At 69.5% G+C, this 14,823-nt stretch carries 16 protein-coding genes; 11 read left to right on the plus strand and 5 right to left on the minus strand.

Annotation, left to right across the window (positions count from 1 at the left end; genetic code table 11):
• Nucleotides 1–136: 136 nt before the first annotated feature.
• Nucleotides 137–634 carry a hypothetical protein gene (locus tag A5702_RS07225; protein WP_068219510.1) on the plus strand — a complete coding sequence of 166 codons (498 nt, stop codon included), beginning with the start codon at nt 137–139 and terminating at the stop codon, nt 632–634.
• On the opposite strand, the gene A5702_RS07230 is transcribed toward A5702_RS07225, so the two are convergent.
• The 3 genes from A5702_RS07230 to A5702_RS07240 all read right to left on the minus strand — a co-directional run bounded on the left by A5702_RS07230 (nt 628) and on the right by A5702_RS07240 (nt 2,498).
• Entirely contained in the window at nt 628–1,512 is an 885-nt protein-coding gene (locus tag A5702_RS07230; protein ID WP_068219513.1) for a sigma-70 family RNA polymerase sigma factor, read from the minus strand. The genes A5702_RS07225 and A5702_RS07230 overlap by 7 nt on opposite strands.
• Nucleotides 1,509–2,105, minus strand: coding sequence for a carboxymuconolactone decarboxylase family protein (locus A5702_RS07235; RefSeq protein ID WP_068219516.1), 597 nt, complete (start codon nt 2,103–2,105; stop codon nt 1,509–1,511). Before A5702_RS07235 ends, A5702_RS07230 begins: the two co-directional genes overlap by 4 nt.
• A gap of 78 nt (nt 2,106–2,183) precedes the next feature.
• The gene (locus tag A5702_RS07240; protein ID WP_046185708.1) at nt 2,184–2,498 is read right to left on the minus strand and encodes a type II toxin-antitoxin system VapB family antitoxin; all 315 of its coding nucleotides are present in this window, start codon (nt 2,496–2,498) and stop codon (nt 2,184–2,186) included.
• A 208-nt stretch (nt 2,499–2,706) separates the two neighbouring features.
• Here A5702_RS07240 and hrcA point away from each other — a divergent pair, with 208 nt between their 5' ends.
• Genes hrcA through A5702_RS07255 form a run of 3 tightly spaced genes read left to right on the plus strand, consistent with a single transcriptional unit; the run spans nt 2,707 to nt 5,766 of the window.
• A complete protein-coding gene (hrcA, locus tag A5702_RS07245) occupies nt 2,707–3,738 on the plus strand; it encodes a heat-inducible transcriptional repressor HrcA (RefSeq protein WP_055400804.1) in 1,032 nt (343 codons plus the stop codon).
• 58 nt (nt 3,739–3,796) lie between these two features.
• Nucleotides 3,797–4,945 carry a molecular chaperone DnaJ gene (gene dnaJ, locus A5702_RS07250; RefSeq protein WP_055400802.1) on the plus strand — a complete coding sequence of 383 codons (1,149 nt, stop codon included), beginning with the start codon at nt 3,797–3,799 and terminating at the stop codon, nt 4,943–4,945.
• A gap of 26 nt (nt 4,946–4,971) precedes the next feature.
• Complete coding sequence (locus tag A5702_RS07255) at nt 4,972–5,766, plus strand: 16S rRNA (uracil(1498)-N(3))-methyltransferase (protein ID WP_068219518.1); 795 nt, start codon at nt 4,972–4,974, stop codon at nt 5,764–5,766.
• On the opposite strand, the gene A5702_RS07260 is transcribed toward A5702_RS07255, so the two are convergent.
• Nucleotides 5,752–6,495, minus strand: a complete 744-nt coding sequence (locus tag A5702_RS07260; protein WP_082955977.1) for a maleylpyruvate isomerase family mycothiol-dependent enzyme — start codon at nt 6,493–6,495, stop codon at nt 5,752–5,754. The genes A5702_RS07255 and A5702_RS07260 overlap by 15 nt on opposite strands.
• A 92-nt stretch (nt 6,496–6,587) precedes the next feature.
• On the opposite strand from A5702_RS07260, the gene A5702_RS07265 reads away from it, so the two are divergent.
• The 7 genes from A5702_RS07265 to A5702_RS07295 are packed head-to-tail and all read left to right on the plus strand — an operon-like array spanning nt 6,588 to nt 13,235.
• On the plus strand, nt 6,588–7,247 hold the full coding sequence (locus tag A5702_RS07265) for a TetR/AcrR family transcriptional regulator (protein WP_068219520.1): 660 nt from the start codon (nt 6,588–6,590) through the stop codon (nt 7,245–7,247).
• Between the two features lie 56 nt (nt 7,248–7,303).
• Nucleotides 7,304–8,359, plus strand: a complete 1,056-nt coding sequence (locus A5702_RS07270) for a PhoH family protein (protein WP_055400796.1) — start codon at nt 7,304–7,306, stop codon at nt 8,357–8,359.
• 18 nt (nt 8,360–8,377) lie between these two features.
• Entirely contained in the window at nt 8,378–8,911 is a 534-nt protein-coding gene (gene ybeY / locus A5702_RS07275; RefSeq protein ID WP_055400794.1) for an rRNA maturation RNase YbeY, read from the plus strand.
• On the plus strand, nt 8,908–10,203 hold the full coding sequence (locus tag A5702_RS07280; RefSeq protein WP_068219524.1) for a hypothetical protein: 1,296 nt from the start codon (nt 8,908–8,910) through the stop codon (nt 10,201–10,203). The genes ybeY and A5702_RS07280 overlap by 4 nt, the downstream gene beginning before the upstream one ends.
• Nucleotides 10,200–11,501: a hemolysin family protein gene (locus A5702_RS07285; RefSeq protein ID WP_068219527.1), complete on the plus strand. Its 1,302-nt coding sequence runs from the start codon at nt 10,200–10,202 to the stop codon at nt 11,499–11,501. Before A5702_RS07280 ends, A5702_RS07285 begins: the two co-directional genes overlap by 4 nt.
• Nucleotides 11,498–12,406 (plus strand): GTPase Era, encoded by a 909-nt coding sequence (era, locus tag A5702_RS07290; RefSeq protein ID WP_068219529.1) that lies wholly within the window; start codon nt 11,498–11,500, stop codon nt 12,404–12,406. Before A5702_RS07285 ends, era begins: the two co-directional genes overlap by 4 nt.
• 49 nt (nt 12,407–12,455) lie before the next feature.
• Nucleotides 12,456–13,235, plus strand: coding sequence for an SDR family oxidoreductase (locus A5702_RS07295; protein ID WP_068219532.1), 780 nt, complete (start codon nt 12,456–12,458; stop codon nt 13,233–13,235).
• Nucleotides 13,236–13,348: 113 nt separating this feature from the next.
• Here A5702_RS07295 and A5702_RS07300 read toward each other — a convergent pair whose 3' ends face one another.
• On the minus strand, nt 13,349–14,806 hold the full coding sequence (locus A5702_RS07300) for an aminotransferase class I/II-fold pyridoxal phosphate-dependent enzyme (RefSeq protein WP_068219534.1): 1,458 nt from the start codon (nt 14,804–14,806) through the stop codon (nt 13,349–13,351).
• Nucleotides 14,807–14,823: the final 17 nt, after the last annotated feature.

Here is a 14,823-nt window from a genome sequence, read left to right on the forward strand (position 1 = left end):
TTGTGCATGTTGTCTTCCTAAGGCGCGGCCGTAACGTGGCCGTGCCGAGACGCGAAACAACAGGAGTAGCAGGCGCGCTGACACCACACCAAATGTGTGGATCCGGTTCAGGCTCGCGCCCGTCGAAGGGGGAACCATGAAGACCGTCAAGTTGCTCGCCACCAGCGTGGCAGCGTTCGCCGTCATCGGGGGTGCGGCCGCGGGGCTGGCTTCCGTCGCGACGCCGATGGACCAGGTGCGGTTGAGCGCTGTCGGCGCGCCGCTGCCGCAGGACCCGGCGCCGACCGCCGACGTCCCGACGGCCGACCAGCTGACCGGCGTGCTGAACAGCCTGGCCGACCCGAGTGTTTCGTTCGCCAGCAAGAGCAACCTGGTTCAGGGTGGCATCAGCGGCATCGAGGCGCACGTGGCCGACAAGAAGCTGCAGAAGGCGGCCAAGAACGGCGACCTGCCGTTGTCGTTCGACGTCACGAACATCCAGCCGGCCGCGGCCGGCTCGGCCACCGCCGACGTCGCGGTCTCCGGTCCGAAGCTGACGTCGCCGGTCACGCAGAACGTCACGTTCGTCAACCAGGGCGGCTGGGTGCTGTCCCGGGCGTCGGCGATGGAGCTGCTGCAGGCCGCCGGTCAGTGATCGGCGCGCAGCGCGCGCAGGTCTGATCGGGCGACGCGGACGGGGTCGGCCAGCACGTCGATCGAGGCGACCAGGCCGTCGCGCACCACGAAGCCCATGATCGCCGTAGCCCGCCCGTCGACGAAGATGACCGCGCCGGCCGCCCCGTTGACCGTCGCGGCGCGCACCTCGCGATCGGGACCCGCGTAGGCGCGGGCCAGCCGCGCCACCGCGGACGCGCCCTGGGTGCGGAAACCGGCGGTGCCGCGGCCGAAGTCGCCGCGCAGTACCACGTCGGGATGCAGCACCGCCACCAGGCGGTCGAAGTCGCCGCTGCGGCCCGCCGCGAAGAACGCGTCGACGGCCTCCCGCTGGGCGGCCACGTCGCCGTCGGGGGCCGGATCGGCCTCCTCGATGCGCCGGCGGGCCCGGCTGGCCAGCTTGCGGGTGGCCTCCGGCGTCCGGCCGACGATCGGGGCGATCTGGTCGAACGGCACCGCGAAGACGTCGTGCAGCACGAACGCCAGCCGCTGCTCGGGCGGCAGGGTGTCCAGCACGACGAACAACGCCAGCCCGACCGCGTCGGCCAGCATCGCGCGGTGCTCGGGGTCGAATTCGCCCTCGGCGTCCACGATCGGGTCCGGCAGCGCGACGCCCAGCCCCTCGCCCGCGTGGGCCCGGCGGTCGCGCAACATGTTCAGGCAGATGCGGGCCACCACGGTCGTCAGCCAGGCGTCCAGGTTGGCGATGCCGTCGGCGCCGCTGCCGCTGAGCCGCAGCCACGCTTCCTGCACGGCGTCCTGGGCGTCGTCGATCGAACCCAGCATGCGGTAGGCGATCGCGCCCAGCTGCGGCCGCGCCGCCTCGAACCGCGCGGTGATCGACGCGTCCAAGCTCATGTGGCGCCCGCGTCGGGCAGGGCGCAGACCTGGTTGCCGGAGAAGCCGGACGAACCGATGCCGAGCGCGAGGTTGAAGCGGGCGCGCAGGTTGCCCAGCGTGATGACGTGGGTGAGCCCGACGAGTTGGGCGGTGTCGAAATGCGCACGCAGCGCGTCGAATAGCTCGTCGCTGACCTCGACGGGGGTGCGGCTGACCGCGGTGGCGTATTCGAGGATCAGCTTGTCGAGCTCGGAAAAGCATGTGGCGCTTCGATAGTTGGCCAGTGCGAGCAGTTCCTCGTCGGTCATGCCCCACTGGCGGGCGATCTGCGAACCGAGGTCGATGCAATACTCGCAGCGCACCGTCGTCGCCGCCTTGAGCTCCGCGAGCGCGCGGTGGCGCGGGCTGAGCACGTCCAGCTTGGACTCGGCCTGTTCGAGCTTGCCGTAGGCGTTGAGCAGCCGGGGGATGTGCGCGTACATGCGCAGCGGTTCCAGCATCCCGGCCGTTTCGAGGCCGGTCATCTGGGCCAGCTTGCGCTTGGTGAAGAAGAAGGCGATCTTGGCGCCCAGGCCGGCGTCGCGGTCGGAGACCCCTTGCAACCGGGACATGGCGACCCTCCTAGCAAGTTGCGGTGTGAACCAACGTCCTCACTGAGTCGACACCCCGCGCCCGGCAAACGTGACCGGCTATCGGGGCGGCCCGGGCGCCATGTCCATGTCGAACACCCGGGCGTGCAGCACGGTGCGGTTTCGCAGCGCCGCCCGGACCGCCCGGTGCAGCCCGTCCTCGAGGTAGGTGACGCCCTTCCACCGCACCGCGTGCGGGAAGAGGTCGCCGTAGAAGGTGGAGTCCTCCGACAGCAGACGATCGAGCGCGAGCACCGTCGTCGTGGTGACCAGTTCGTCGAGCCGGATCTGCTGCGGCGGAATCTGGGACCAGTCCCGGTAGGACAGCCCGTGCTCGGGATACGGCTTGCCGTCGCGCACGCCCTTGAAAATCATTGCGTGATCTTCCCCGACGCGTTGCTATGACCCGACCGGTTCATGCTGGACAGGCTAGCCGCAAGAAGCGCCGCCGGCGTCCAAGCCGCCGGTAATGCCGACGGCGGCCGCGACCGCCCGCGCCGGCAAGCGGCCGCTGGTCACGGTCAGCACGGTTTGCGACCCGTAAAATGAACCCGGTCAGGGCGCTGCAGGGAGGTGACCACGAGTGGGAAGTGCCGACGAACGTCGCTTCGAGGTGCTGCGTGCCATCGTCGCCGATTTCGTTGCCACCAAGGAACCCATCGGTTCCAAGACGCTGGTGGAGCGTCATAACTTGGGCGTCTCGTCGGCGACCGTCCGCAACGACATGGCGGTGCTGGAGGCCGAGGGCTACATCACCCAGCCGCACACCAGCTCCGGGCGCGTGCCCACCGAGAAGGGTTACCGCGAGTTCGTGGACCGCCTGCACGACGTCAAGCCGCTGTCCGCGGCCGAGCGCAGCGCGATCCTGAGCTTCCTGGAATCCGGCGTCGACCTGGACGACGTGCTGCGCCGGGCGGTCCGCCTACTGGCCCAGTTGACCCGGCAGGTGGCCGTGGTGCAGTACCCGACGCTGACCTCGTCGACCGTGCGCCATCTGGAAGTGATCGCGCTGACCCCGGCCCGGCTGCTGATGGTGGTCATCACCGACACCGGTCGGGTGGACCAGCGCATCGTCGAACTCGGCGACGTCATCGACGACCACCAGCTGGCCCAGCTCCGCGAGATGCTGGGCCAGGCGCTGGTCGGCAAGAAGCTGTCGGCCGCCTCGATCGCGGTGGCCGACCTGGCCGGGAACCTGCGCGCCCCCGACGGCCTGGGCGACGCCGTCGGCCGCTCGGCGACGGTCTTGCTGGAGCAGCTGGTGGAACACACCGAAGAACGGTTGCTGATGGGCGGGACCGCCAACCTGACCCGCAACGCCGCCGATTTCGGCGGCTCGTTGCGCTCGATCCTGGAAGCGCTCGAGGAGCAGGTGGTGGTGCTGCGGTTGCTGGCGGCCCAGCAGGAAGCCGGTAAGGTGACGGTGCGCATCGGCCATGAGACGGCCGCCGAGCAAATGGCCGGCACCTCGATGGTGACCACCGCCTACGGCACCTCCGACACCGTGTTCGGCGGAATGGGTGTGCTGGGGCCCACCCGGATGGACTATCCGGGAACTATCGCCAGCGTCGCCGCGGTTGCCCTATATATCGGCGAAGTCCTGGGTGCTCGATGAACGCGCACCCGCACTATGCGCAGGCGCGGGATAAGGACCAGGTTTAGGAGAGTCAGGCGTGGCACGCGACTATTACGGGCTGCTCGGCGTGAGCAGAAACGCCAGCGATGCGGACATCAAGCGCGCGTACCGCAAGCTGGCGCGCGAGCTGCATCCCGACGTCAACCCCGATGAGGGCGCGCAGGCGAAGTTCAAGGAGATCAGCGTCGCCTACGAGGTGCTGAGCGACCCCGAGAAGCGGCGCATCGTCGACCTGGGCGGCGATCCGATGGAAAGCGCCGCCGCGGCGGGCGGCGGCTTCGGGGGCGGCTTCGGCGGGTTGGGCGACGTGTTCGAGGCCTTCTTCGGTGGCGGCTTCAGCGGCGGGGCGACCTCGCGCGGCCCGATCGGCCGGGTCCGGCCGGGCTCGGACTCGCTGCTGCGGATGCGGCTCGACCTCGAAGAGTGCGCGACCGGGGTCACCAAGCAGGTCACCGTCGACACGGCGGTGCTGTGCGACCGCTGCCAGGGCAAGGGCACCAACGGCGACTCCGTGCCGGTCCCGTGCGACACGTGCGGCGGGCGCGGCGAGGTGCAGACGGTGCAGCGGTCCCTGCTGGGCCAGGTGATGACCTCGCGGCCCTGCCCCACCTGCCGCGGCGTCGGAACGGTCATCCCCGACCCGTGCCACCAGTGCATGGGCGACGGCCGGGTCCGCGCCCGCCGCGAGATCAGCGTCAAGATCCCCGCCGGTGTCGGCGACGGCATGCGGGTGCGGCTCGCCGCCCAGGGCGAGGTCGGGCCCGGGGGAGGGCCGGCCGGCGACCTGTACGTCGAGGTGCACGAGCAGGCCCACGACGTCTTCGTCCGCGAAGGCGACGACCTGCACTGCACGGTGTCGGTCCCCATGGTCGACGCGGCGCTGGGCGCCACCGTGACCATCGACGCCATCCTGGACGGCATCAGCGAGATCACCATTCCGCCTGGCACGCAACCGAATTCGGTCATCACGTTGCGCGGCCACGGGATGCCCCACCTGCGGTCGGGCACCCGGGGCGATCTGCACGTCCACGTCGAGGTGTTGGTGCCCACCCGGCTGGACCACCACGACACCGAACTGCTGCGTGAGCTCAAGAACCGGCGCAGCCGCGACGTTCCCGAGGTCCGCTCGACCCACGCCGGCGGCGGCCTGTTCAGCCGGCTGCGCGAAACCTTCACCGGGCGCTAGCCTTCTCGGTTCGCCGAGCCACCCCGATGGTCGCCACCCTCTTCTACGTCGACGCGCTGCCCGATGTCGGCGAGTTGGCCGTCGTCGACGGCGACGAGGGGTTTCACGCGGCGACCGTGCGGCGGATCCGGCCCGGTGAGCAGCTGCTCCTCGGCGACGGCGCCGGGGGCCTGGCGCACTGCGACGTCGAGCACGCCGGCCGCGACGGCCTGCGCGCCCGGGTGCTTCAGCGTTGGAGCGTCGCGTCCGGTCGCCCGGCGGTGACGGTGGTGCAGGCGCTGCCCAAATCGGAACGCTCCGAGCTGGCCATCGAATTGGCCACCGAGGCGGGCGCCGACGCATTCGTCGCCTGGCAGGCAGCCCGGTGTGTGGCGAATTGGCAGGGCGGTCGCGTGGACAAGGGCCTGCGCCGGTGGCGCGCCGTCGCCCGGTCGGCGGCCCGGCAGTCGCGCCGGGCGCACATCCCGGCGGTCGACGGCGTGCTGTCCACCGCCGAGCTGACGCGGCGGGTCCGCGAGGCTGTGGCCGGCGGTTCGGTGGTGCTGGCCCTGCACGAATCGGCCCCCGGTCGGCTCGCGGATTCCCATGTCGCGCAAGCTGATTCGCTGTGGCTGGTGGTCGGCCCGGAGGGCGGCATGGCGCCGGAGGAGGTCGCCGCGTTGACCGACGCCGGCGCGGTCCCCGTGCGCCTCGGCCCCCAGGTGTTGCGGACGTCGACCGCGGCCGCGGTGGCGTTGGGCGCGATCGGCGCGCTCACGCCCCGATGGGACGCTGCCGGCTTGGACGGCGGTGTCGGCGGCGCCGCCTCAGAAAACGCTTAGCTGGCGCGCGATCTCGAGGTTTGCCCGGTCTCCGTGCGCTTGCACCCCGAGGGCTTCCCACGTTCCGCGCTGGGTGACCCATCGCACGAATGCGTCCGCGGCCGAGGCGATTTGGGCTGTCGCGTCGCCGGTGCCGATGGACAGCGTCCGATCGCAACCGTCGGTGAGGCGGATCTCCACCGCGCCGCCCAAGCGCCCCAGGAGGCCGGCGTTCTGTTGGGGCAACGCCGACTCGATCCAGTCCACCGTCGGTTCCAGCCGCAACGCATCCGAAGCGGGGGGTTCCGCCCGCAGCGGGCCGTCCGGCTGCAGCAGGTCGTATCTGATGTGGACGTAGTGCTCGAAGGCGAACGCCGCCGGGATCTCCGATGCCGGATACGTCCCGACATCGCCGAGTGGCACCTCGAAGTCCTGATCCGCCGCGGCCGCGAGGACCTCGAGGCCCTTCGAGCTGACGGATTCGTAGTCGTCCACAATCTCCCGCGACGTCATGCCGCGACGCGATTCGACGTACAGGTCCGCCGCGCGCTCCGCCGGCAGGCCCTTCGGATCGGGCAGGTGCGACGGGTCGACCGCCAGCCAGAAACTGCATGCCATGTGGGACACGACGTCGCGCAGCGACCACCCGGGGCAGCCACTGGCCTGCGCCCAGTCGGAGTCGTCCAACGAACGAAGGATCGCCAGCAGCGCCTCGCGGTCCGCCTCGACGGCCTGTATCGCAGAGTTCATCGTCAACCGTGTCCCTTCCTTGGATTCGGCCGTCCCGCTGCTATCTTCAGAGCGAGATTCATACGGTATGTATGAACCTACATACAGTATGTATGAAAGGCAATGGCTTGACCGACGAACGGCGGACCCAGGCGGAGCGCTCCGCGGAAACGCGGGAGGCGCTGGTCTCGGCGGCGCGGCCGTTGTTCGCTGCCCAGGGTTTCTCGGAGGTGGCGCTCGAGGCGATCGTGCGCGCGGCGGGCGTGACCCGCGGCGCGCTCTATCACCACTTCGCCGACAAGACCGAGCTGTTCGCGACCGTGTTCGAGCAGGTCGAGGCGGAGGTTGCCACCCGGATGGGCGAGGCGATCGCGGCGTCCGGCGAAACCGACCCCACCGAGGTGATGCGGTTGGGCGCCGCCTACTGGCTGGACGCCTGTTCCGATCCCGAAATCCAGCGCATCGCGCTGGTGGACGCCCCTGCGGTGCTCGGTTGGACGCGGTGGACCGAGATCGGCAATCGCTACAACCTCGGGTTGGTGCGGGCGCTGCTTTCCGGCGCGATCGAGACCGGCCGCATCCCGCCGCAGCCGATCGAGGCGACCGCGCTGACCATGCTCGGCGCGATGCGCGAGGCCACCCTCTACGTGGCAAGGGCCGAAGATCACGCAACGGCACGCCGGGAAGCCGGCGCCGTCATCGACCGGTTGATCCGGGCGCTCGGCGCAAGCGACGGCGGTGAGGAAGCTGACCAACCGAGGACCCCGGCGTAGACTTAGGCAGCCGAGCAAACCACCGACAAGCCGAGAAAGCAGGCATCGAGAGCCACGTGACGCCCCGCGAGACCAGCGCTGTTGACGCAGCCGGAGGCCTCCAGGCCAACGCCCAAGTACGCAGCAGCATCGATGTTCCGCCCGATGTCGTCGTCGGCTTGTTGGGCTCGGCAGACGAAAACCTTCGCGCCCTGGAACGCAGCCTGAACGCCGACCTGCACGTGCGTGGCAACGCCGTGACCGTCTCGGGCGAACCGGCCGACGTCGCGCTCGCCGAGCGGGCGATCTCCGAGCTGGTCGCGATCGTCGCCAACGGTCAGCCGCTGACGCCCGAGGTGGTGCGCCACAGCGTCGCGATGCTGACCGGCACCGACAACGAGTCGCCGGCCGAGGTGCTCACCCTCGACATCCTGTCGCGGCGGGGAAAGACGATCCGGCCCAAGACGCTCAACCAGAAGCGTTACGTCGACGCGATCGACGCCAACACCATCGTCTTCGGGGTGGGCCCGGCCGGCACCGGCAAGACGTACCTGGCGATGGCCAAGGCGGTCAGCGCGCTGCAGACCAAACAGGTGAACCGCATCATCCTGACCCGGCCGGCGGTGGAAGCCGGTGAGCGGCTTGGCTTTCTGCCGGGCACGCTGAGCGAGAAGATCGACCCGTATCTGCGGCCGCTCTATGACGCGCTCTACGACATGATGGATCCCGAGCTGATCCCGAAGCTGATGTCCGCCGGGGTCATCGAGGTGGCGCCGCTGGCCTATATGCGCGGCCGCACCCTCAATTCGGCCTTCATCGTGCTCGACGAGGCGCAGAACACCACCGCCGAGCAGATGAAGATGTTCCTCACCCGGCTCGGCTTCGGGTCGAAAATGGTCATCACCGGCGACATCACGCAGGTGGACCTTCCGGGCGGCGCCAGGTCGGGCCTGCGGTCGGCGATCGAGATCCTCGACAGCGTCGAGGACATCCACATCGCGGAGCTGACGAGCGTGGACGTGGTGCGCCACCGGCTGGTGTCCGAAATCGTGGACGCCTACGCGAAATTCGAGGAGCCCGGCCTGATGAACCGGGCGGCCCGTCGGGCCTCGGGCTCCCGCGGGCGCCGGTGACCGTTTCGTGAGCGTCTCATGAGCATCGAGGTATCCAACGAGTCGGGCATCGACGTGTCCGAAACCGAATTGATCAGCGTCGCAAGGTTTGTCATCGCCAAGATGGACGTGAACCCGGCCGCCGAACTGTCGATGGTGCTGCTGGACACCGCCGCGATGGCCGACCTGCACATGCGCTGGATGGACCTGCCCGGCCCGACGGACGTGATGAGCTTCCCGATGGACGAGCTCGAGCCGGGGGGCCGGCCCGACGCCCCGGAGCCGGGCCCGTCGATGCTGGGCGACATCGTGCTGTGCCCGGAATTCGCCGCCGGCCAGGCCGACGCGGCGGGCCACAGCCTGGGCCACGAGTTGGCGCTGTTGACCATCCACGGCGTGCTGCACCTGCTGGGCTACGACCACGGCGAGCCGGACGAGGAAAAGGAGATGTTCGCGCTCCAGGGCCGATTGCTCGAGGAATGGGTCGCCGAGCAGGTCGAGGCCTACCACCAGGATCGCCAGCAGGAACGGGATCGCCGACTGCTGGACAAGTCGAGGTATTTCGACAATTGAAGCCACGCAACGCGTTAGGGATCGCGGCCGCGGCCGCCATTGCCCTCGCCCCTATTTCGGCGGTGGCCGCCACGATCGGGGTGGCGCAGGCGGCCCCGTGCGCCGGCCCCGGGTCGAACCCCACCAGCTGCCAGTGGTGCCAGTACCTGGTGGCGCAGTACCACACCTCCAACGTGTGCTCGCAGGCCGCGCCGCCCCGCCGCGCTGAACCCAGCCCGAGCGAGGTGCCGGTGCAGATTCCGGCGATTCCGTCGTACGAACCGCCGAACCCGGTCCCGGTGCCGGCCCGGCCGCTCGTTCCGCCAAACCTGCCGCCCGGCAACGCCGTTCCGACGATCAGCCCGGCGGGTCCCGACGCGCCGCGCAACGTCGCGGTGGTGGCGCCGCCGCGGGGGCTCGACGTGCCGCCGCAGGCGGTCGCCGCAGCCAAGGCCGCCCCGCCGACGCGGGTCAATCCCGCCGACCCCCCGAAGCCGCCGAAGCAGGTCGACTTCAACGAGCGGGTGCAGAACGTCGTCAGCGTCCACCGGGAGAACGTCGACGTCCTCAAGGTCGACAACCAGCGGCTGGTCCGGCCGCGGCACTGGGACTACGTCGACTACGACGACGCCTATCGCCGTCCGGCCATCTTCAACCCGCTGAACCAGGGGATGACGTTCCGCTACTCCTACAACGGCGCCGACCGGGAGGCCTACGTGCCGGCCGGCGCCCGCATCGTGCTCGATGCGGCCACCGTCGGGGTCGTCCCCTTCACCGCGGTCGGCGACAGCTGGGTGGCCGCGGGCAGCTTCTACGGCGGGGGTTCGGTGCCGCCGGAGGGCTTCAACGGGCCCCCGCCGCCGGACTACAAGCCGCCGGAGCCCCCGAAGGTGTACCCGAACGTCTTGGTCGGCATCCCCGCCGTCAACCAGACGTTGGAGGTCGGCCACGTTGCTGTGGTGGGCCGCGACGAAAGCCAGCCCGGCGGCGGCCAGGACGTCTTCCTGCTCGACGACACCACGATGGCCTGGGGCCAGGTCAACGACTCGGCGAGCGGCAACGCCCAGATCCGGGTGACCATGACCCAGTCGCTGCCCCACGCCGGTCCGACCGACGACGGCAGCTTCCTGGTGGTGCTGGCCGTCCGCCCGCACGAGGAACCCACCCAGCCGGCCCCGAGCTGGTGGCCCTCGGCGTTGGGCTTCGGGGCGTTGGGGGTCGTGGTGGGCCTCGGCGCCTGGGCGCTCAACCGGAAACGGAGCGACGACGACGCTGAGGAGCCCGTCGTCACGTCAAGGTCTTCCGGCAATTGACCGGCCTCTCGTGGCTGCTCGGCGCGATGGCGCTGATCGCCCTCGGCGGGCTGTTCGCGGCGATCGACGCCGCCATCAGCACGGTGTCGCTGGCCCGGGTCCAGGAGCTGGTGCGCGAGGAGCGGCCCGGCGCCGTCTCGCTCTCCGAGGTGATGGCCGAGCGGCCGCGCTACATCAACCTCGTTGTGCTGCTGCGGATCACCTGCGAAATCACCGCGACCGTGCTGCTGGTGCTCTTCCTGTACGACAACTTCGGCCTGACCTGGGGGCTGTTCGGCGCCGCGGCGATCATGGTGGTCGTCAGCTTCGTCGTCATCGGGGTCGGCCCGCGCACCCTCGGCCGTCAGCACGCCTACTCCATCTCGTTGACGACGGCCCTTCCGCTGCGGCTCATCTCGTGGTTGTTGATGCCCCTCAGCCGGTTGCTGGTGGTCCTGGGTAATGCGCTGACGCCCGGCCGCGGTTTGCGCAACGGGCCGTTCGCGTCCGAGATCGAGCTGCGCGAGGTGGTCGACCTGGCGCAGCAGCGCGGCGTGGTCGCCGCCGACGAACGCCGGATGATCGAGTCCGTTTTCGAGCTTGGTGACACCCCGGCCCGCGAGGTGATGGTGCCGCGCACCGAGATGATCTGGATCGAGAGCGACAAGCTCGCCAGCCAGGCGTTGAACCTCGCGGTGCGCAGCGGGCACTCCCGCATCCCGGTGATCGGGGAGAACGTCGACGACATCGTCGGCGTGGTGTACCTGAAAGACCTTGTCCAGCAGAGCTTCCTGTCGGGCGACCGGGGGCGGGGCATCACCGTGGCGCAGGTGATGCGCCCGGCGGTGTTCGTGCCGGACTCCAAGCCGCTGGACACGCTGCTGCGCGAAATGCAGCGCGACCGCAACCACATGGCCCTCCTCGTCGACGAGTACGGGGCGATCGCCGGACTGGTCAGCATCGAAGACGTGCTGGAGGAGATCGTCGGCGAGATCGCCGACGAGTACGACGAGGCGGAGACCGCGCCGGTAGAAGATCTGGGCGACAAGCGCTTCCGCGTGTCGGCGCGGTTGCCCATCGAAGACCTCGGCGAGCTGTACGACGTGGAATTCGACGACGACCTCGACGTCGATACCGTCGGCGGGCTGCTCGCGCTGGAACTCGGCCGGGTCCCACTGCCCGGGGCGGAGGTGGTCTCGCACGGGCTGCGGCTGCAGGCCGAAGGCGGGGCCGACCATCGTGGCCGGGTACGGATCGGCACCGTCCTGTTGAGTCCGGCCGAGCCCGATTCCAACGGTTCCGACGGCAAGGCGCAATGACGCAGGAAAGCGAATTCCGTTCCGGCTTCGTGTGTTTGGTGGGCCGGCCAAACACCGGCAAGTCGACGCTGACCAACGCGCTCGTCGGCACCAAGGTGGCGATCACCTCGACGCGCCCGCAGACCACCCGTCACACCATTCGCGGCATCGTGCACCGGGAGGACTTTCAGATCATCCTGGTCGACACCCCTGGCCTGCACCGGCCGCGCACCCTGTTGGGCAAGCGGCTCAACGACCTGGTGCGCGACACCTACACCGAGGTCGACGTCATCGGGTTGTGCATTCCGGCCGACGAGGCGATCGGCCCCGGCGACCGGTGGATCGTCGACCAAATCCGTTCGACCGCACCGAAAACGACGGTCGTGGGTATCGTCACCAAGATCGACAAGGTGCAAAGGGACCGGGTCGCCGCGCAACTGGTTGCGGTCAGTGAACTGCTCGGCGGCGACGCCGAGATCGTCCCGGTGTCCGCGGCCACCGGGGCGCAGGTGGACGTGCTGATCGACGTCCTCGCCGCGGCGCTGCCCCCCGGCCCGGCGTACTACCCCGACGGCGAGTTGACCGACGAACCCGAGGAAGTGCTGATGGCGGAGCTCATCCGCGAGGCCGCCCTGGAGGGTGTTCGCGACGAATTGCCCCATTCGTTGGCGGTGGTGATCGATGAGGTCAACCCGCGCGAGGACCGCGACGACCTGATCGACGTGCACGCACTGCTTTACGTCGAGCGCGACAGCCAGAAGGGCATCGTCATCGGCAAGGGCGGCGCGCGGCTACGGCAGGTGGGCACCGCGGCGCGCGGCCAGATCGAGAAGCTGCTCGGCACCAAGGTGTACCTCGACCTGCGCGTCAAGGTCGCCAAGAACTGGCAGAGCGACCCCAAACAGCTTGGTCGGCTTGGCTTCTGAATTGCCGGCGCGAAGGTTTTCACCGCCCGCGAGCGGGTAGCCGTCGGGTATGACCCAAGCACAGTTAGCGTTAGTCACCGGCGCGTCCAGCGGCATTGGGCTCGAACTGGCCAAGCAGTTCGCCCAGCACGGGTACGACCTAGTGGTGGCCGCGGAGGACGACGCCGTCAACGACGTTCCGGACAAGCTCTCCCAATGGAGCTCCGCCGTGCAGCCGATCCAGGTGGACCTGCGCACCCCGGAAGGGGTTGAGCACTTGTACCAGAGCGCGATCGAAGGCGACCGCGTGCTCGCGGCCGCGGCGCTCAACGCGGGAATCGGCCGCGGCGAGATGTTCCTCAAAAGCGAACTCGCCGACGACCTCAGCATCGTCGACCTCAACGTGCGCTCGACGGTGCATCTGGCCAAGCTGGTGCTGCGCGACATGGCGAATCGTGACGCGGGCAAGGTGCTGTTCACGTCGTCCATCGCCGCGCAGATGCCGGGTTCCTACCAGCCGGTGTACAACGCGTCGAAGTCGTTCGTTCAGTCGTTCGCCGAAGCGCTCAGCGACGAATTGAGGGACACCTCAATCACTGTCACCGCGCTGATGCCCGGACCCACCGACACCAATTTCTTCGGGCGCGCGAAGATGGTCGAGTCGCTGATGGGCAGGGGCCCGAAGGACGATCCCGCCAAGGTCGCGCGGCAGGGGTTCGAGGCGTTGATGCGCGGTGATCAGCAGGTGGTCGCCGGTTCGGTGCTCGTCAAGGCCATGGGGGTGGCCAACCGCGTGCTGCCCGACAGCGTGAAAGCCGTTGGCAATCGGGTGATGTCGCGCCCGCGATAGGCGGCTAGCGACGATCGCAAGCGCGGCGGAGCCGGGCGCTGCGGGTCGTCGCCGAGTGGCCAGCGACGATCGCAAGCGCGGCGGAGCCGGGCGCTGCGGGTCGTCGCCGAGGGCTACGCGACGACGCGGATTGTCCCCAGCGACGGATCCGCCGCATCGGGGACGTTCATGCCCGCACTCACACCGCTGCAAAGGTAATCCAGCACCGCGTCGTTCAGTCGCTCACCGGGCACGACGGCCGGAATGCCCGGCGGATACGGCGTGCATTGCTCGGCGGCGACGCGGCCCGCCGCCTGGTCGGTGGGCACCGCCTCGACACGGCCGAAGAACGCGTCGCGCGGCAGGCAAACCGTCTCGAGCTGAAGCTCTTCGGGGGAGGGCAGGTCGATGGGCGGCGGAGGGTCGAAGTTGTCGGCGGCCTTGCGCCAGGCCGCCAGTGCCTCGGTGAGCCGGCCGGCGCTGTCCGCATTGTCGGCCATGGACAGGGTCGCCAGGATCCGGCGATGGTCGCTCATCCCGGTGTCGATGTGCGCGTGCTCGCGCAGCCAGTCGTGGGCCTGGTAACCGGAGGTGCCCGTCGCGGAGACGTCCATCAACACTTGCAGTCGGTCCAAGTCGTGCGAGGCCTGCACGCCGAGCAATTCGTCGTCGAGCACCTGCACGTCCGGAATGCCTTCGATGTCCGCGCGCAGCCGGCGCGCGAGATCCAGTGCATCGCCCAGCAATTGGTGCCCGTGCTGCACCATTTGCCGCCGCCACCCGTCCATGGCGGCATACACCAGGACGCTGGGGCTGGTGGTCATCAGCAGGTCGGCGCACGCCGAGAGGCGGTCCTGGTCGATCCGGTCGCCCTGCACGTGAAACACGGAGCCTTGCTCGAAACCGGCCCCCATCTTGTGGACGCTGACCACGCAGACGTCCGCATCGGCGTCCATCGCCCAGGTCGGCAGGTCCTGGTGGAACGGCAGGTGCGCCCCCCACGCCTCGTCGATGATCAACGGCTTGCCGCGCGCATGGCAGACCTCCGCGATCCCGGCGATGTCGGCGCACGTGCCGTACGGGCTGGGGCTGACGATGAGCGCACCGGCGGCGTCCGGGTGCTTTGCCCAGGCCTCTTCCACCTGCTCCGGCGACGGCGGGTGCGAGAAATGATGCTCGGCGTCCCAGCGGGGGGTGATCCAACGGGGTTGCACGCCCGAGAAAATGAGCCCCGCCACGATCGACTTGTGGCTGTCCCGGCCGACCAGCAGGCTGCCGTCGCCGCCGGCCACCGCCATCATCGCCGCCTTCACCGACAGCGAGCTGCCGCAGGTGGAGAACCAGGCGATCTCGGCACCCACGGCCTCGGCCATCAGATCCTCGGCGTGCTTGAGGTATTTGTGGCTGGTTTTGCGGTCATCCAGCCCGCCGCTGGCCAGCACGTCGTCCAGAAACGGTTCGCGGCCCAAAACGGCCAGGACCCGGTCGTCGGCGCCGCGGCCCTGGCGGTGACCCGGTGGGGTGAACCCGTAGCGGCGCTTGTCGCGGTAGTCGACCAGCGCATCCAACAGTGGAGCATCAGATTGGTCCATGCCGAAGGGGTACCCGC

Source organism: Mycobacterium sp. E3339 (assembly GCF_001666915.1).
Lineage (GTDB): Bacteria > Actinomycetota > Actinomycetes > Mycobacteriales > Mycobacteriaceae > Mycobacterium.